The organism is Kribbella sp. NPDC023972 (assembly GCF_040639075.1).
Taxonomy (GTDB): Bacteria; Actinomycetota; Actinomycetes; order Propionibacteriales; family Kribbellaceae; genus Kribbella.
The window spans coordinates 359698-376689 of record NZ_JBEZZH010000006.1 but is presented as its reverse complement, the minus strand read 5'-3'; the positions used below and the strand labels follow the sequence as shown (position 1 = coordinate 376689).

Here is a 16992-nt window from a genome sequence, read left to right as displayed (position 1 = left end):
CCACCTAGAAGCTCCAGACGTTCCAGAAGAAGCTGGTCTGGGCGGTCTTCGCCTCGCCGTCACGGGCGGTGACGGTCACCTTGTAGCGCCCGGAGCCCGGGGTGAGCACTCCGGTGATCCAGCCGCGCTCGGCGTCGATGCTCAGGCCCGGCGGCAGCCCGGACGCCGAGTAGCTGATCTCGCCCGTCCCGCCGGAACCCTTCATCAGCAGCGGAATCGCCGGTGCGCTGCCGAACCCGAGCTGATCGGACGGCTTGGTGATCGACACCGCACCGTTCGGTTGCGCGGCCGCGGCGCCCACCGCCTCGGCGGCGTCGACCATGCCCTCGCCGTAGTAGGAGTTGTTCGCCTGGGTGCCGATGCACTCGCCGGCGGCGCCGGGCGGGCAGGCCAGGTCGTTCGCCTGCTGGGCGAGCTGGCCGCGGACCTGAGCGGTTGTCAGCTTGGGGTTCAGGCTGCGGAGCAGCGCGGCGACACCGGCTACGTGCGGCGCGGCCATCGACGTACCGCTCATCGACTGGTAGCCGCCGCCCGGCACGGTCGAGTAGACGTTCTCGCCGGGGGCGGCGACGTTGATCTTGTTCTCGCCGAAGTTGGAGAACCGCGACTTCGCACTACTGCCGTCGACGGACGCGACCACGACCACGTTCGGCAGCTCGGTCGGCAAGCTGAGGCAATCGTTCGTGACTGTGCGCAGGGCCGGAGTCGAGTCGTTCGGGCTGGAGTCGTCGTCGGTCTTCTGGGCGAGGTTGTAGTCCTCGTTGCCGGCCGCGGCCACGTTCACGACGCCCTTGGAGTCCGAGTACGCGACCGAACGCCGCACCGCTTCGGCGATGGCGTCCTGGTCCTGGTCCGACGGGCAGAGGAACAGCCACGGGTCGGTGTAGTAGCTGTTGTTGGTGACCGACACGCCCTTGTCGGCGGCGAACATGAACGCGCAGACCGTGTTCTCCGGGAAGAACAGCTGGCTGTCGGCCTCGGCGACCCGGACCGACGACACCTTCACGCCGGGCGCGACACCGATCATGCCGGTGCCGTTGCGAGCGGCCGCGATCGTGCCGGCGACGTGCGTCCCGTGCTCGCCGACCGGCCGCCAGGCGCCTGGCCGGGTGTCGACCTTGCCGTAGGCGCAGGAGGCGGACTTGGTGGCGTCGAAGTTCGCCTTCAGGTCCGGGTGCTGGTCGTCCACACCGGTGTCGAGCACACCGACGGTGATGGTCTTGGCGCCCGGGTTCTTCTCCCAGGCCCGGTCGGCGCCGATCTGGGCCATGTCCGGCCGGTCGGTCTCCGGCGTACTGCTCGGGACCTCGGGGACCTGCTGCGGGATGGCCGGGGCGCCGACCTCGGCGGGCAGGTCCGAGGTGCGGGTGGCACCGGCCTTCTGGACACCGTCGACCCCGCGCATCTTGGCGGCGAAGTCGGTCGCGGTCGAGTGCGCCACGATCACGCCGATCGCGTCGTACGTCGCGTAGACGGCGCCGCCGTTGGAGGTGATCGCGCCGGTGACCTTGCCGGTCTGCTTCGGCTCGGTGATGACGAAGTACGCCCGGAGCCCGGCGTCGGCGCGAACCGGTACGGCGGCGGCCGCCGGAACGGTGGCGGACCCGGTCATCAGACAGGCCGCGAGGAGCAGGGCCAGAGGTTTGCGCACGATCCATTCAAACCGGACAGGGGCCCAGAACCCAAGCCGACCCCCGGGAACGGTACCGACCCGGTACGACGCGCCACCCCGGGGTGCGGGGTGATCCGCTGACTTGGCAGGATGAACGCCCGTGGCTGAGCTGCTCTACTTCACCGGGACCATGGACTGCGGTAAGTCCACCCTCGCTCTGCAGATGGACCACAACCACAAGGCGCGGGGCCGGATCGGCCGGATCTTCACCAGCCACGACCGGGCCGGCGATTCGGTGCTCTCGTCCCGGCTCGGGCTGGCGGCCAAGGCGATCGAGGTGCGGCCCGAGTTCGACTTCTGGGAGTACGTCGTCGGCGAGCTGACCCACGGCGGCCGGATCGACTACGTGGTCTGCGACGAGGCGCAGTTCTACAGCCCGGCGCAGATCGAGCAGCTGGCCCGGCTGGTCGACGAGCTGCAGATCGACGTGTTCTGCTTCGGCATCCTGACCGACTTCCGCGCCACGTTGTTCCCGGGGTCGGCCCGGCTGGTCGAGCTGGCCGACCGGATGGAACTGCTCCAGGTCGAGGCGTTGTGCTGGTGCGGTGAACGGGCCACGCACAACGCCCGTACGATCGGTGGGGAGATGGTGACCGAGGGCGAGCAGCTGGTGGTGGGTGACATCGTGTCGCACGACCACGAGGTCGCGTACGAAGTACTGTGCCGGCGGCATCACCGGCGCCGGCTCACCCAGGCCCGCGCCCGCGCCACGCTGTCACCCGAGGTACTGCCGTTCGGAGGAGCCGCGTCATGAACGAGCGCAGCGAGTTCATCAGAAAGCACAGTGCGGACCGTGTCTCATCCGCGCCCGGAGCGAAGCGAGGACGTGGATGAGCGCATTGATCACCGTCGAAGAGCTGCGGGCCCTGGGCGAGCGTCCGGTGCTGATCGATGTCACCTGGAACCTCGCCGGCCCGCCTGGCAAGGAGGCGTACGACGCCGGCCACATCCCCGGCGCGTACTTCGTCGACCTGGACACCGAGCTCGCCGGACCTCCCGGACCCGGCCGCCACCCGTTGCCGGCAGCAACCACAGTCACCGCGGCACTGCGCCGGGCCGGGGTCGGCCCGAGTACGCCGGTGGTCGTCTACGACGCGGCGAACTCGATGGCGGCCGCGCGGGCGTGGTGGATCTTCCGGTACTTCGGCGTCCGCGACGTACGCGTGCTCGACGGCGGACTCGCGGCCTGGCAGGCGGCCGGGGGAGAGGTCACCACCGAGGTCCCGGCCGCCGGGAACGGTTCCTTCATCGCGACGGCCGGCCACATCCCGATGCTGGACGCCGACGGCGCGGCTGAGGTAGCCGCAGCCGGGGTCCTGCTGGATGCGCGGGCCCCTGAGCGTTTCGCCGGTGAGGTCGAGCCGATGGACCCCGTCGCCGGCCACATCCCCCGCGCGGTCAACGCTCCCACCACCGCCAACGTGGACGAGACCGGTCACTTCCTCCTGCCCGACGAGCTCCGGGAACGCTTCGAAAAGCTTGGCGTCGACGGCTCGACCCAGGTAGGCGTCTACTGCGGCTCCGGCGTCACCGCCGCCCACGAAGCCCTCGCCCTCGAAATCACCGGCATCTCCTCCGCCGTGTACATCGGCTCCTGGTCAGAATGGATCACCGACCCGTCCCGCCCAATCGCCATCGGGCGCTGACGGCGAAGGCCGCAGCAGTCGCGGTGCGTCTAGGGCACCATGACGAGCTTTCCGGTGGCTTGGTTGGTTTCCATGTAGTGGTGGGCGGCGACGATGTCGTCCAGGGCGAAGGCACGGTCGATGTTGGGTCGATAGACGCCGGCCTCGACCTCCTGGATGATCCGCTGCAACACGATCGTGCCCGCGTTGCCCTGGATGTTCTTGCTGTGAAAAGCCGTGAGCTTGGTTCCGGACGGGATCATCGCGATCGCTTCGAAGTCCGGGATCGTCCATCCACTGAGCGAGCCCGCCACGCAGACCGTTCCGCCACGACGGACCACCTGCAGCGAGTCCACCGTCGTACTCGCCCCGACGAGATCCAGGACGTAGTCGGGACCCTCGGGCCAGACCGCGTCCATACTCGGCGCCAGCGATCCGCCGAGGTCGACGAGTGCGTAGTCGACGCCAGCGGCGGTCAACGCATCGACCTTGCTGCGCCGTCGAGTCGTCGCCATGGTGCGGACACCGTAGCCGGACGCGATCGACGCCGCAGCCATCCCCACCGACGAGGTCCCACCACGGATCAGCAACCGCCCCTGGTCACCCGGGACGACCCCCAACGTGTCCAGCGCGCCCTGTGCGGTCAAGTACGTCTCAGGTAGTGCCGCCAAGATGTCCCAGGGCAGCGTGGTACTGACCGGCATCAGCAGCGAGTTCGGCAACAACGCGTACTCCGCATAGCCGCCGTCGAACTCCCGGCCCATCTCACCCATCACCGCCGCGACGGTGGTCCCGTCCGGCAACCTGGGATCGGTCGACGCCGCCACGACTCCGACACATTCGATTCCAAGCACACGCGGGAAGGTCACGGTCGGCGAATGCCCCTGACGCGTCCTCAACTCCGACCGGTTCAAGCCCGCGGCCTTCACCTGCACCAGGCTCCAGCCCTCCCGCACCGCTGGAACAGGCACCTCACGGATCTCCAGAACGTCCGGGCCACCCGGCCGCCCACAGACCACCGCTCGCATCGTCGTACTCATCATGTCTGCAGTCTCGCCACCAGCCGGTGTGACCGGCCACCGTTAGAATGCCAACTTATGCCCGTTGGCCGCCAAGGTTCCCGCTCCAAGGTGACGTCGCAGCTGTGGCCATCCGGAGGGATCCATCTGTGGCCGTCGGGGGGCACAAGCTCGGTGCATTCCCATCCACGCGGACACCTGGTGTACGCCGCCCGCGGTGTCCTGTCGGTGCACACGGAACGTGGGACCTCGATCGTTCCGGCCAATCGAGTCACCTGGACCCCCGCCGGGTTCACGCACTACCACCGCGCTCACGGCAACACCGATATGCGCATCCTCTTCCTGCCGGCATCGCTGGCCAGGCTCGTACCAGGCCACCCGGCCGTGTTCATGGTCTCCGACCTGGCCCGCGAAATCCTGCTCACGCTCACCGGCCCGAGCCCCCGTGCCCGGGCTGCCCGCGTCCGTCTTCGTCGAGTTCTCGTCGACGAACTCCATGAAGCACAGGAGCGGCCGCTGCAATTGCCAGAACCACGCGACGACAGGTTGCGAGCCCTTGCGCAGTTGCTGTACCAGGAGCCCGCGAACAACACCTCGCTGGCCGAGCTGGGGCAGACGATCGGCGCCAGCGCCCGCACGCTCAGCCGACTGTTCCACAGCGAACTCGGCATGACCTTCTACGAGTGGCGCACGCAACTACGCATCTATCGCGCACTGGTTCTGCTCGCCGACGGGCACGACACGACGCACGTTGCCCACGCCTGCGGCTGGGCGAACCCCAGCAGCTTCATCGCAGCCTTCAGCAACCTCGTCGGAACCACACCAGGCCGTTACCGCCTCAGCGGCTTCGGCTAGAGCTCCAGGAGCATTGTGTCGGAGGTTTCGACTGTGCCGACCTTTTGAAGCCGAGGGAGTGGTAGAGAGCGGCCGCGGGGTTGGCCGGGTCGACGCTGAGGCTGAAACGTTTGTACGGCGAAGTCCGGATGAGCTCGGTCATAAGGGCGCGGGCGATGCCTTGGCGGCGGAACGCGGGGGAGACGCCGAGCGAGAGCTCGGGGACGTCGTCGGCGAGGTAGCCGTAACCGGGGGCTGCTCCGACATCGTCGACGCCAACGTAGAACAGGGCCTTCGGCTGAAGGCTCGGTCCGCCACCCACGCCGCCGTTCGGGCCGGTGCCGTCACCGTCGTACTCCCCATCGACGAAGCCGTAGCCACCGGGCTCGTACACCTGCCCGGAGACGCTGTCACCGACCTCGAACTCCCACCCGAACAATTCGCCGGTGATCGGTGGCGCTCACCGGGAACCGACCATCGGGGAGGTCGCCCTGCTGACCGTGATCGGCTCCTGGAAGGATTACCCCTGGCCACTCCTGGTGCTGCCGGATCCACGGCTGCGGCCGATCTCCGTAGCACTAGTTCCTGAGAGGTGTCGGAATGTCGGAAGGACTCAAGGCATGAGCGAAGCGCTCAACGGTCGGCGGGTGTTGGTTACCGGGGCCACGGGGCGGATCGGGCTGGTGGCGGTGCGGCATCTGACCGAGTTGGGGGCGCTGGTGACGACGCTGTCGAATGCGGAGCACCCGGATCTCAAGGCGGACCGGATCGTGGTGGGGGACACCCGGTCCGAGACCGACGTGGCCGAGGCGCTCACGGACGTCGAGTTCGTCGTCCATCTCGCCGCGCTGGCGCACCCTTCCGCCGGTACGCCGTACGACGTGTACTCGATCAACGTGGTGTCGACGTTCAACGTGCTCGCGCAGGCCGGTGCGCTCGGCATCCGGCGGGCGGTGATCGCGAGCAGCATCAACGCGACCGGGATCCCGTTCAACCCGCACGAGATCCTGCCGGCCTACTTCCCGCTGGACGAGAAGATCCCGGCCGACATCGGGGACGCCTACTCGCTGTCCAAGCAGAACGACGAGAACACCGCCCGGATGGCCTGGCGGACGTGGGGGATCGACGTGGTCGCGTTCCGGTTCCCGCACGTGAACTCGGTCGACGTCCTCCAGCAGCAGGCCGACGGGGCGCGTCGTGATCCCCGTGGTGGGCTGCGGGAGGCCTGGAGCTACCTGGATGCGCGGGACGCGGCGTACGCGATCGAGCTGGGCCTGACCGCACCGTTGTCCGGGGCCCACACCTTCTTCGTTGCCGCGAACAACACCAACGCGCCGTACGAGACCGAGGCCCTGCTGGAGGCCTTCGCGCCGAAGGTGCCGCGGTTGCGGCGCTTCATCGGGCGTGAGGTGCCGATCGACCTGACCGCGGTCCGGACCGTGCTCGGTTTCCAGGCCCGCCACGAAATGGAGCTGCCGACCCTTCCCCTGGAGATCTGAATGCCCTCGAACTTCGACCAGCCCTGGCCGGTCCGGGACGACGTACGGATCCGGGAAGTGAAGGCGATCGTCACCGCGCCGCAGGGCATCCCGCTGGTGGTGGTGAAGATCGACACCACCGAGCCGGGTCTGTACGGGCTGGGCTGTGCGACCTTCACCCAGCGGTGGAAGGCGGTGCAGACGTTCGTCGACGAGCACCTGGCCCGGCTGCTGATCGGGCGCTACCCGGGTGACATCGGCGACCTCACCCGGCTGGCGGCGTACTCGGGCTACTGGCGCGGCGGACCGGTGACCAACAACGCGATCTCCGGGATCGACCAGGCGTTGTGGGACATCGCCGGCAAACGGGCCGGTATGCCGGTCTACGAGCTGCTCGGCGGCAAGGTCCGGGCGGCCGCCGACACCTACATCCATGCCACCGGCCGCACGATCGAGGAAACCCTCGACCAGGCGCAGAAGTTCGTCGCGCAGGGCTGGCGCCACGTCCGCCTGCAGATGTCGACACCGGGCGGCGGTGGGTACGGCGCTCCGCTGGTGCCAACGCTTTACCCCGATTCGCCGTACCACAACGGCTGGTCGGCGCGGGACTACCTGCGCACAACTCCCGACCTCTTCGCGGCGGCCCGTGAGACGCTTCCCGACAACGTCGAGCTGCTGCACGACGTACATTCCCGGCTCACCCCGAAGGAGGCCGTGCTGCTTGCGCGCTCGCTCGAGCCGTACGGGCTGTTCTTCCTCGAGGACGTGCTGGCGCCGGAGCTGTGGGACCGGTTGCCCGAGGTGCGGGCCGCGTCGCCGGTGCCGCTGGCCGTCGGCGAGCTGACCACGTCGATGGGTGATGCCGTCCGCCTGGTCCGCGACGGCGGTGTCGACTTCATCCGATCGCACGTGTCCGACATCGGCGGCCTCACGCCGGCCCGCAAGCTGGCCGACCTGGCCGAGCTGTGCGGTGTCCGTACGGCGTGGCACGGCCCGGGCGACACGTCGCCGATCGGCGCCGCCGCGAACGTCGCACTCGACGTCAGCTCCGTTGCCTTCGGCATCCAGGAGGGACACATCTACAACGAGGCGACGCACGAGGTGTTCCCCGGCACGCTGAGGATCGAGAACGGCTGGCTGACCCCGAACGAGGCTCCCGGCTGGGGAATCGACCTCGACGTCGAGGCGGCCGCGCGTTATCCCGCGCGACTGTCCGCGCACGACGAGTGGGCGGCCGGCGTACGACGCATCGACGGGGCCCTGGAAGCACCGTGACGGCGTCGGCAGCGCCCTGTGCGCCGCGTAGGCTGTCGAAGTGATTGCTCCCCGCTCACTGACACCCGACGTACTGCTCCGGATCGCCACCCTGGACGACGCCGCCGGTCTCGCCGACGCCTACATCCGCAGCTGGGACCACCTGAAGCCGTGGGAACCCGACCGGCCGGACAGCTGGTTCACCGCGGCCGGCCAGCGCGATCGGTTGACCAGCTCGCTGGAGCGGTACAAGGACGGCCGGACCGTGCCCTGGGTCCTGGTCGAGGCTGACCGCATCGTCGGTGCGATCACGTTGAACGACCTCGTGCCGGGACCGTTCCGGAGCGCGAGCCTCGGCTACTGGCTCGCGATCGACGCGGTCGGTCGCGGCCTGGCGACCCGCGCGGTCGAGGCCGTCGCCGAGATCGCCGACACGGAGTTGAGGCTGCACCGGATCGAAGCCAGCACGCTGACGCACAACGAGGCCTCCCAACGAGTTCTCCTGCGCAACGGCTTCGCCCAGATCGGCATGGCCCCGACGTACCTGCACATCGCCGGCGCCTGGCAGGACTGCAACCTCTACCAGCGCATCCTCAACGACAGGGCTCCCGGCGCCTGACCGCTGATGGGTTGTGTCACCGCTGGCGGGTTGTAACCCGCCAGCGGTGACACAAGCCGCTAGTCGGGTGGGAGGCGGATGCCGCGGGAGACGTCGACGTCGTCGTAGCGGCCTTCCAGTACGTCGACGAACTTCACCGGTCGCTGGAGCGTCGAGGCGATGTAGACGGCGCGGACGGTCGCCAGCGCGTCGATCGCGTCCTGGACCGTGACACCAGGCTGCCCGCCGTTCGCGATCGCGTCGAAGATGTCGTCGTACTGTGCCAGGTGCTGGCCGGGCGGGCCCGCGTCGACCGGGACATCCTCGGTCGAGCCGTCGACGTTGAACCGCCGGAGCAGGTCGTTCTCCACCTCGGCACCGCCTGCGGTCCCGTGCACCGACACCCGCGTCCGGCCACCAGGAAAGGCCGCGGTCGTCGCGTGCAGGGTGGCGACCGCGCCGGACTCGAAGGTCAGTGTCGCGACGACGGTGTCCTCGACCTCGATCGCGTGGTGTGCCGCGCGGAGCGCCTGCGCCTGGATGTTCACCGGTCGGCCCATGAACCACAGCAGCAGGTCGACGGTGTGCACACCCTGGTTCATCAGCGCGCCACCGCCGTCCTGAGCCCAGGTCCCTCGCCAGCCGGCCGAGGCGTAGTACTCGTCGCTGCGCCACCAGGCCACCGTCGCGACGGCCGACGTCAGCTGCCCGAACCGGCCGGCCTTGATCGCCTCGTGCACGAGGGCGCTGCCCGCGTCGAACCGGTGCTGGCTGATCACCGACGACACCACACCATGGCCGGCCGCCCGGGTCGCGGCCGCGCCGAGACGACGCGCCCGGATCAGGTCGACGTCGAGCGGTTTCTCGATGACGACGTGCTTCTTCTCGTTCAGCGCCTGCTCGGCCAGCGCCGCGTGCGTCCCGCTGGGCGTGCAGATCGCGACCAGAGAGATGTCCGACCCGCTCAGCGCCGCGGACAGGTCGTCGTACACCTTGGGCTCCGGGTGCCCGGCCTCCGTCAACCGGGCGGCCATCGCCTCGCGGGCGGCGGCGTCGCCGTCGACGAGCGCGGTCACGGTCGCATCGGGCCGTGCGGCGATGGTGTCCGCGTGGGTTCGGCCGATGATGCCGCACCCCACGATCGCGACCTGGTGTTCTGTCGGGCCATTGGTTGGCGCAGCCATCTCGCTCCTACCTGAAGTTCGCGGTCAGGACCTGGTCCGTGCTGACGGTGACGGTGGACGACACCTCGGCCGAGACCACCGTGCCGTCCACGGACCAGTTCTGGAAAACGCTATCCGATGTTCGCGTCGCCGTCACGGTGACCTGCGCGCCGACCTCGGACGTCCCCGGCTCGGCTCGTTGCCGGCGAGCAGTAGGGCAGGGAGAACTCCCGCGAGCAGGCGTCTGGTCATGCCGAACCTCCAGGTCGCGGCCGATCCTCACTGAGCTGTTGCCCGCTGGCGCAGGCTCGGTCGGCTACTTGAAGGCTGCCGCGTTGCGGACTGCCCACTCGGCGAAGGACCGGGGCGGGCGGCCGATGACTCGTTCGACGTCCGGGCTGACGCGCTGCTCCTCGGCGGACGGTTCACCGAGGATGCCGAGGGTGGCCTCGACGACCGGTTCCGGCATGTAGGTCAGCATCCGGCTGTGCGCCTCCTCCCGGCTGAGCTCGATGAAGCGCACCGGCTCACCCACGGCCTGACCGATGGCTTCGGCCTGCTGCCGGGGTGAGACCCCTGCTGGTCCGGTCAGTGTGTAGATGGCGCCGGCGTGGTCAGGGTTGCGCAGTGCGACGGCCGCGACCGCGGCGATGTCGGCCGGGTCGACGGCCGGCAGGGCGACGTCGCCGAACGGTGCCTCGAGCACTCGGCGGGTTCGGATCGACTCAGCCCATTGGAAGGCGTTGCTGGCGAAGTTGCCTGGTCGCAGCATCGTCCACTCCAGTCCGGAATCCCTCACCACGTCTTCCAGGTCAGACGGGTGGCGCTGCGTGCCGACGCCCTGCGACGACAGATATACGACCCGCTGTACGCCGGACGCTTGTACGACGTCCATGACGTTGCCGAGATTGCCGTTCGCCAGGAAGAAGTCTGGCGAGGTGAGCAGGAAGGCAGCATCGGCTCCGTCGAGTGCGGGCTTCAGGCTCTCGGGCTCGGTCATGTCAGCCTGGACGTGCCGAACACTGCTGGTCTCCGCGATCCTCCGCGACACCGCCGTGACCTGCTCGCCTGCGGCGAGCAGAGCCTCCACCAGCGGCCGTCCGACGTTTCCCGTTGCACCGGTTACCACGATCATGTTCGCTCCTCGTTCGGTTGATCTGACGAGGACGCTACGTGCCGTGGGATAGTAGGTACCTAGAGGAAAGTACTGGGATTTGGGGTAGATGTGATCGACGGCACACAGGTGGACCCGGTCCAGGCGTGCCCGATCGCGCCGGTGGTCGACGTCGTGTTCAGCCGGTGGACGACACCGATTCTGTGGACGCTGAACGAGTTCGGCCGGCAGCGGTTCGTGGAGCTCGAACGGCGGATCGGGGTGATCACGCCGAAGGTGCTGACCCAGCGGTTGCGGCAACTGGAGCGTGACGGCCTGATCCTGCGGACCTACTACCCGGAGGTCCCGCCACGGGTCGAGTACGAGATCAGCGACCTGGGCCGCAGCCTCGCGCCGTTGTTCCAGTCACTCGCCGAGTGGTCGCCGAACCTCGCGAAGGTCGAAGAAGCGCGTCGCCACTACGACACCCACGAACCACCCCGCCGCCGCCCCTGACGATCCGCGCGACTTTGTGCACGCGTCAGCGCGTTCCGGCGTGCTCGAGGGGTGCACAACGTGCTGTTTCAGACGGCGACGAGGACGCGTTCGGGTGTCGTCTGGAGTTGGTCGACAAGGGTGAAGAAGTGCGTGGCCGCGTCGGGGAGGCGGAGGAGACCGGCCTCGTAGGACTGCCAGCCGAAGAGGAGCTCGCCGTCGATCGTGCGCTCGTCGAACGGTACGGCGTACCGGCTGAGCGTCAGGCGGGTCGGGCCGGTCTGCGGGTGGTGGTCGCCGCAACCGCACTCGGCGGCGATCGTGATCGCGGTCAGCGCGTCGGGGGAGAAGCGGCTCATCCGGAGCGTGGTGCCGCGCGCGGTGAACCGGGCAATCGTTGCGTCAGGCAACTGAACGAGCAGCTCGACCGGTACGGCGTGGGAGCCGGGCAGCAGCCGGAGGCCACGGGACGCGAGCAGATCGGCGAAGGCCGGGAGATTCATGTGCGGAAGATCCTGTGAGTGCTGGTGTCGGCGGGCGGGCCACGGAAAGGGGCAGGGCCTCGTGCGCCGGGACGGCGCGCGTCAGCGACAACAGCAACAACACAGCATCTGCATGCCGAAGATGATGGCAGAGCACCCACGGGATGCCAAACACCGTCCGCCATCTGGGACAACTGTCCGTGATGCGTCAGCCATGGCCTGGCGCGGCGGTGGACTCTTCCCCTGCCGGAGGGTCCACCATGAGGGCGTGCACGACGAACCTCTGACCACGGTGACCGACATCGATGCCCGCGGTGCCCAGCACTGCGAGACCACTGCGCTGGGTGTACTGCTGCGCCACCGAGGGCTCGATCTGTCCGAGCCGATGCTTTTCGGCCTCGGCTCTGGCCTGTCCTTCATCTACTGGGACAGTAAGAACATGGGCTTCCCCTTCCTCGGGGGCCGGGTCAAGCCGTTCGAGCTCACCAGAAACCTGGCCACCAGACTCGAGCTGGAGCTCCTGTTCCAGGAGACCACCTCGCCCCGCAGAGCCTGGCAGAACGTGGTGGCCGCCATCGACGCCGGCCACCCTGTCGGACTGCAGCTCGACAGCTACTACCTGGACTACTTCACGTCGAAGGTGCATTTCGGCGGTCACATCGTCGCCATGTACGGCTACGACGACCACGACGCGTACTTGGTGGACACCGACCAGCAAGGGGGAGCAGTGTCCACCAGCCTGACCAGCCTCGCCGAGGCCAGGGCCGCGCGGGGCCCGATGACCGCCAAGCACCGGTCCTTCACCCTCACCGCTCCCCGGGAGCTGCCCTCCCTGCCGGACCAGATCATTCCGGCCATCACCGCCTGCGCCGACGCCTTCCTCAACCCGCCCATCGCCAATCTCGGCCATCGAGGCATCGAGAAGACCGGCAAGCTGGTACGCACCTGGCTCGGGCGCACCGACAACGCGCAGCGCGACCTGCCGCAGGCCGCCCTCCTGATGGAGAAGGCCGGCACCGGCGGCGCCCTGTTCCGCAACCTCTACCGCGACTTCCTCGGCGAATGCACCCAACTGCTCGACAGTAGCCACTTGCGCACTGGCCACGCGCTCTACACCGAGGCAGCCAACCTGTGGACCGAAGCCGCGGCACTGATCGCCACAGCGGGAGAGTCAGGCGATGCTCAGTGTCTGGTGCAGGCAGGCAGCATCCTCTGTGAGCTCTCACAGCTGGAGCGCGAGGCCATGCAGGCACTCAGCAGGTTGGGAAGGTAGTCCGGCAGACCTCAATGCCTCGCGGACGAAGTCAGTCGGCCTTCTTGCCGAACATGATTTCGTCCCAGCTCGGGACGCTTGCGCGCTTGTTGTTCCGCCGGGCCGGCTTCTTCTTCGGCTCGGCGGGTGGTTCCTCCGCAGCGGCCGGCTCCGCGGTCGCGGCCGGCTCGGTGACCGGGGCGGGTTCGGGCTGGGCCGGCTCAGGCCGCGGGCGCTCGACCGGCTGCTGGGCCGGTGCAGCCGGTTCCGCGGTTTTCGCCGGGGTGGTGCGGTCTTCAGGAGTACGGCGGGCACCGGGTGTGCGGCGCTCGGTGAACGGGCTCTCCGGGGCGGCGGCGCGCTCTTCCGGTGGAGCCATCGACGCTGTTTCGGCCGGGGGCTGGGTCGGACGCTCGACTGCCCGCACAGCAGGTCGCAACGTCGGCGGCTGCTCGATCGGTACGTCGATCAGCGTCGGCTCGGTGTCCGGGTCCGGAACCGAGTGGACCCGGCGCGGACCACGCTCATCCCCGCGACTGGCGAAACCTTCGCGTCCCGGATGATCGCGTCCGGCGTCGCGGGAAACAGGGTGGTTTCTGCGCGGCAGGCTGACCGTGTCCTCGAAGCCGGCCTCGTAGCTGTCGGCGCCGTGGTCGGGGGCGAGGGACAGGTCGATGTCGGCGACGGCCGCGAGCCGGCGCTCACCGGGCTGCGGCTGAACCGGCGGAGGAGTCACCTGGGCCTGTTCGCCGACCAGCCAGCGGGCCTCGTCGTCGTCCGGGACCGCGTACCGACCGGGAGCGTCGTACGCGAACATCGCGATCTTCTCGTCCTTCTGCTCCGGCTCGTCGGCGCCCTCGACGAAGTAGGAGACGCGCACCGCCCAGCGGCCGTCCTCGCGCCGCCACGCGTCCCACTCCGCCGACGCGGGGTCGACCTGGCGGGTGCGGAGCCGCTCGGTGACCCAGGCGCCGAGGTTACGGGTCGGAGCCTCCGCGCCGCCGCGACGACGCACGGAGGCGCGCTGCGCGAGGCTGGCGATGTGGTCGCGCTCGGCCAGCACCGGGCCGGCGAACGCCATCACGCGTTCCATCGGCATCTGGGCGACGGCAGCGACCGCCTCGGGACTTTCGCCGGCGCGGATACGAGCCTGGATGTCTCGTGGGCGCAGCGCGCTCTCCATTTGAATCTCCAGCTGGCCGAGTCGGGCACGGTCACCGCGGAGGGCCGCACGCAACCGGTCGTCGACCGGGATGGCGAATTCCTCACCCGTCTCTGCCATCGCCAGGATGAGCTGCTTGCCATCCTGGCTCAGACCGACGAGCCTCGCCTCGCGCATTGCCTTTGTTCTCCTGTGCGGTTCTCGACAGTCTCTCCCGGGACGTGCTGCCTGACCAAGACCGGCGCGCCGTGCCGCGCAGTCATTGTGGAGGTTACGTCACGAAATCACATCTTGCCTGCTCACAAGGGTCCTTGTGATCACACCAGTCACATTAGTCACAACACGGTGTGACCGCGACTCAGTAGCTATCCAACGAACGCGGAACGGACCGCAAGAGCACGTTTCAGGTCGTCCACACCGTCGCCGACGGACCGCCGGATTCCGGCCGCGACCGAGTCGTCCGCGACCAGGTCGGAGGCGCGCGCGACGATGACCTGTTCGACGGCGTACCGGGGGAAGGCGAGCTTGGCGCTGGAGGCGACCACCCAGCCGGACCGCAGCTTCTCGGTGCCGGCGATCTCGGCGAAGTACCGGTCGACGTACGGCGCGGTGAGCCCGAGCTGGCCGGGGTGCCAGAAGCCTTCGCAGGCGGCGTACAACTCGTAGTTCGGGACGTCGGCGTCGGTCATGATCAGCGTCCAGGCGCGTTCCTTGGCCTCGGGTGTCGGCAGCGCGGCCCGGCACCGGGTGGCGTGCACGACGCCCTCGGACGACGTGTCGCGCTCGAGCTCGGCGTCGATCTCAGCGTCGCCGACGGCACCGAGCCGGGCGAGCTGGAGCAGGACCGTCCAGCGCAGGTCGGCGTCCATCGCGAGCCCGTCTGGCACGCCGTCGCCGTTCAGCCAGCCGGTCAGCACGTCGGCCTCATCGGTGAACCGGACATAGCCGCGGGCGGCCGCCAGCTGCAGGCTGCTCCCGGCCGGCGCCGTCCGGAGGCGCGCGGCGAGGGCGTCGGCCAGTCGGCCGCGGTACGGCTCGTAGGGAAGGTAGACACCGAGCAGGTGCGAGTTCGCCCAGCCGACCATCGTGCCGACCGCGATGTCGCTGGTCTCGTGCGGCAGCATCCCGAGCAGGACGTCGAACCCGAGCTTCGGGTCGAGCTCGGCGTCGGCGACCGCGTCCCGGATGCTGTTCAGTACGACGGCGCGCGTCACGCCGTCCGAGATCTTCGGCAGCACCGACGTCAGGTTCGCGAGGCTGTCCGCGTCGAGCCGGATCTTGGCCCAGGTGTCATCACCCGCGTCCGGGATCACGACGGCGACCGAGGGGTCGAGCGCGACCTCCACCTCGTCCGCGTCCAGCAATACGTCGACCGCCGTACCCTGACCGTCCGCGTCGTACCCGGCGACCGTCAGTTTGTGCGGACGCTCGGCCGGGAACTCGGCCGGCGCGACCCGGCGAAGGACGATCCCGGTGTCGGTGCGGGCAGCGCTGATCGTGTCCAGGCCTGGGGTGCGGAGCCACTGCTGTGCCCAGTTGTCCAGGTCGGCCGCGCCTGCCTCGGTCCACTTGGCGACCAGGTCGGCGAACGTCGCGTTGCCGAACTCGTTCGACCGGATGTGCGCCCGGACGCCGGCCAGGAAGACGTCGTCACCCAGGTAGGCGGCCAGCTGCTTGAGGACTGCGGCGCCCTTGGCGTAGGAGATGCCGTCGAAGTCGTCGAGCGAGGCGAGTGCGTCCTTGACCGGGTCGGCCGCGACCGGGTGGGTCGACGACCGCTGGTCGGCCTGCAGACCCCACCACTTACGGATGAAGGCGAAGTCGATCCAGTTGTCGGTGTACTGGGTCGCGTCGGTCGACACCCGGTGCGCCATGTACTCCGCGAACGACTCGTTCAGCCACAGGTCGTTCCACCACTCCATCGTGACGATGTCGCCGAACCACTGGTGCGCCATCTCGTGCACGACCGTCCGGGCCCGGCTGCTCCGCTCGCCGTCAGTCACGGCGGACCGGAACACCATCGGGTCGCGGAAGGTCACGCAGCCCGGGTTCTCCATCGCGCCGGCGTTGAACTCCGGCACGAATGCCTGGTTGTACTCACCGAACGGGTACCGGTAGCCGAACATCCGGTGGTACTCGTCGAACGACTGCTTGCTGACCGTGAAGATGTCCTCGGCCTCCCGCTCCAGCGCCTCCTTGAGCGACTGCCGGGCGACCACGCTGAGCGGGATCCCGTCGTGTTCGTCGGTGATCTGGTGGTACGGCCCGGCCACCACGGTGACGAAGTACGTCGACAGCGGCGGCGTCTCGGCCAGCTCCCAGCGACCGGGGGAGACCTGGGTGGCCGCGCCGTTCCCGAGCACCAGCCACTCCGGTGGCGCAGTGACCTTCATCCGGTACGGCGCCTTGAGGTCGGGCTGGTCGAAACACGCGAAGATCCGGGGCGCGGCGTCCAGGAACGACATCGCGTAGGTGTAGGCGAGTCCGTCGGCGGCGTCGACCGCGCGGTGCAGTCCCTCGCCGTCGTGCGAGTAGAGCATCGACGCGACCGCGACCAGTTCGTTGTCCGGCTGCAGGCCGGTCAGCTCCAGCCGTCCGTCGGTCAGCCCGGCAACGTCGACCGGCGTACCGTTCAGGGTCACCGAGACGAGCTCGTCCGGTTTGACGTCCAGCCACGTCGTCGTACTGCTGGCGGTGAACCTGATCGTGGTGGTGGACCCGAACGTCCGCTCACCCTGGGTCAGGTCGAGGTCGACGTCGTAGGACTGGACGGAGAGCGCGGCGGCCCGGGTACGGGCGCCGTCGACGGTGAGACTCGGCATGCCGGCAACTCTATGCCGTCACTAGGCTGGGTCCATGAGCGAG

At 68.9% G+C, this 16992-nt stretch carries 17 protein-coding genes; 8 read left to right on the top strand and 9 right to left on the bottom strand.

All coding sequences use genetic code 11. The features are described 5' to 3' along the window. Nucleotides 1–4: 4 nt before the first annotated feature. Nucleotides 5–1651 carry a S8 family serine peptidase gene (locus AB0F43_RS25225; protein WP_360481479.1) on the bottom strand — a complete coding sequence of 549 codons (1647 nt, stop codon included), beginning with the start codon at nt 1649–1651 and terminating at the stop codon, nt 5–7. Nucleotides 1652–1772: 121 nt separating this feature from the next. Between AB0F43_RS25225 and AB0F43_RS25220 the strand changes: the two genes are divergently transcribed. Both AB0F43_RS25220 and AB0F43_RS25215 read left to right on the top strand, forming a co-directional pair. Beyond that, the gene (locus AB0F43_RS25220) at nt 1773–2426 is read left to right on the top strand and encodes a thymidine kinase (RefSeq protein WP_360481476.1); all 654 of its coding nucleotides are present in this window, start codon (nt 1773–1775) and stop codon (nt 2424–2426) included. Nucleotides 2427–2502: 76 nt separating this feature from the next. After that, entirely contained in the window at nt 2503–3318 is an 816-nt protein-coding gene (locus AB0F43_RS25215; RefSeq protein WP_360481473.1) for a sulfurtransferase, read from the top strand. 29 nt (nt 3319–3347) lie between these two features. Here the strand turns inward: AB0F43_RS25215 and AB0F43_RS25210 are convergent, their stop codons facing one another. Beyond that, nucleotides 3348–4340: a zinc-binding dehydrogenase gene (locus tag AB0F43_RS25210; RefSeq protein ID WP_360481470.1), complete on the bottom strand. Its 993-nt coding sequence runs from the start codon at nt 4338–4340 to the stop codon at nt 3348–3350. Nucleotides 4341–4544: 204 nt separating this feature from the next. Between AB0F43_RS25210 and AB0F43_RS25205 the strand changes: the two genes are divergently transcribed. Next, nucleotides 4545–5171, top strand: a complete 627-nt coding sequence (locus AB0F43_RS25205) for an AraC family transcriptional regulator (protein ID WP_360481467.1) — start codon at nt 4545–4547, stop codon at nt 5169–5171. On the opposite strand, the gene AB0F43_RS25200 is transcribed toward AB0F43_RS25205, so the two are convergent. Next, complete coding sequence (locus tag AB0F43_RS25200) at nt 5155–5589, bottom strand: N-acetyltransferase (RefSeq protein ID WP_360481464.1); 435 nt, start codon at nt 5587–5589, stop codon at nt 5155–5157. The two genes, AB0F43_RS25205 and AB0F43_RS25200, sit on opposite strands and share 17 nt — an antisense overlap. A 181-nt stretch (nt 5590–5770) precedes the next feature. On the opposite strand from AB0F43_RS25200, the gene AB0F43_RS25195 reads away from it, so the two are divergent. From AB0F43_RS25195 to AB0F43_RS25185, 3 genes are read left to right on the top strand one after another with little or no spacing between them, the layout of a single operon-like run. Further along, the gene (locus tag AB0F43_RS25195; RefSeq protein ID WP_360481461.1) at nt 5771–6649 is read left to right on the top strand and encodes an NAD(P)-dependent oxidoreductase; all 879 of its coding nucleotides are present in this window, start codon (nt 5771–5773) and stop codon (nt 6647–6649) included. Further along, complete coding sequence (locus AB0F43_RS25190; protein WP_360481458.1) at nt 6650–7903, top strand: enolase C-terminal domain-like protein; 1254 nt, start codon at nt 6650–6652, stop codon at nt 7901–7903. Between the two features lie 40 nt (nt 7904–7943). Next, the gene (locus tag AB0F43_RS25185) at nt 7944–8501 is read left to right on the top strand and encodes a GNAT family protein (protein ID WP_360481455.1); all 558 of its coding nucleotides are present in this window, start codon (nt 7944–7946) and stop codon (nt 8499–8501) included. A gap of 59 nt (nt 8502–8560) precedes the next feature. Here the strand turns inward: AB0F43_RS25185 and AB0F43_RS25180 are convergent, their stop codons facing one another. From AB0F43_RS25180 to AB0F43_RS25170, 3 genes are read right to left on the bottom strand one after another with little or no spacing between them, the layout of a single operon-like run. Next, a complete protein-coding gene (locus tag AB0F43_RS25180) occupies nt 8561–9664 on the bottom strand; it encodes a Gfo/Idh/MocA family oxidoreductase (RefSeq protein WP_360481452.1) in 1104 nt (367 codons plus the stop codon). 7 nt (nt 9665–9671) lie between these two features. Next, the gene (locus AB0F43_RS25175) at nt 9672–9926 is read right to left on the bottom strand and encodes a hypothetical protein (RefSeq protein ID WP_360481449.1); all 255 of its coding nucleotides are present in this window, start codon (nt 9924–9926) and stop codon (nt 9672–9674) included. 33 nt (nt 9927–9959) lie between these two features. Further along, entirely contained in the window at nt 9960–10778 is an 819-nt protein-coding gene (locus AB0F43_RS25170) for an NAD(P)H-binding protein (protein ID WP_360481447.1), read from the bottom strand. Between the two features lie 90 nt (nt 10779–10868). Here AB0F43_RS25170 and AB0F43_RS25165 point away from each other — a divergent pair, with 90 nt between their 5' ends. Next, nucleotides 10869–11252 carry a helix-turn-helix domain-containing protein gene (locus AB0F43_RS25165; protein WP_360481444.1) on the top strand — a complete coding sequence of 128 codons (384 nt, stop codon included), beginning with the start codon at nt 10869–10871 and terminating at the stop codon, nt 11250–11252. A 68-nt stretch (nt 11253–11320) separates the two neighbouring features. On the opposite strand, the gene AB0F43_RS25160 is transcribed toward AB0F43_RS25165, so the two are convergent. After that, nucleotides 11321–11734 (bottom strand): hypothetical protein, encoded by a 414-nt coding sequence (locus AB0F43_RS25160; protein ID WP_360481441.1) that lies wholly within the window; start codon nt 11732–11734, stop codon nt 11321–11323. Nucleotides 11735–11981: 247 nt separating this feature from the next. On the opposite strand from AB0F43_RS25160, the gene AB0F43_RS25155 reads away from it, so the two are divergent. Continuing rightward, nucleotides 11982–12986 carry a BtrH N-terminal domain-containing protein gene (locus AB0F43_RS25155; protein ID WP_360481438.1) on the top strand — a complete coding sequence of 335 codons (1005 nt, stop codon included), beginning with the start codon at nt 11982–11984 and terminating at the stop codon, nt 12984–12986. Between the two features lie 31 nt (nt 12987–13017). Here the strand turns inward: AB0F43_RS25155 and sepH are convergent, their stop codons facing one another. Then, the gene (sepH, locus tag AB0F43_RS25150) at nt 13018–14304 is read right to left on the bottom strand and encodes a septation protein SepH (RefSeq protein WP_360481435.1); all 1287 of its coding nucleotides are present in this window, start codon (nt 14302–14304) and stop codon (nt 13018–13020) included. A gap of 188 nt (nt 14305–14492) precedes the next feature. Further along, nucleotides 14493–16949: an aminopeptidase N gene (gene pepN, locus AB0F43_RS25145; protein WP_360481432.1), complete on the bottom strand. Its 2457-nt coding sequence runs from the start codon at nt 16947–16949 to the stop codon at nt 14493–14495. Between the last annotated feature and the right edge of the window lie 43 nt (nt 16950–16992).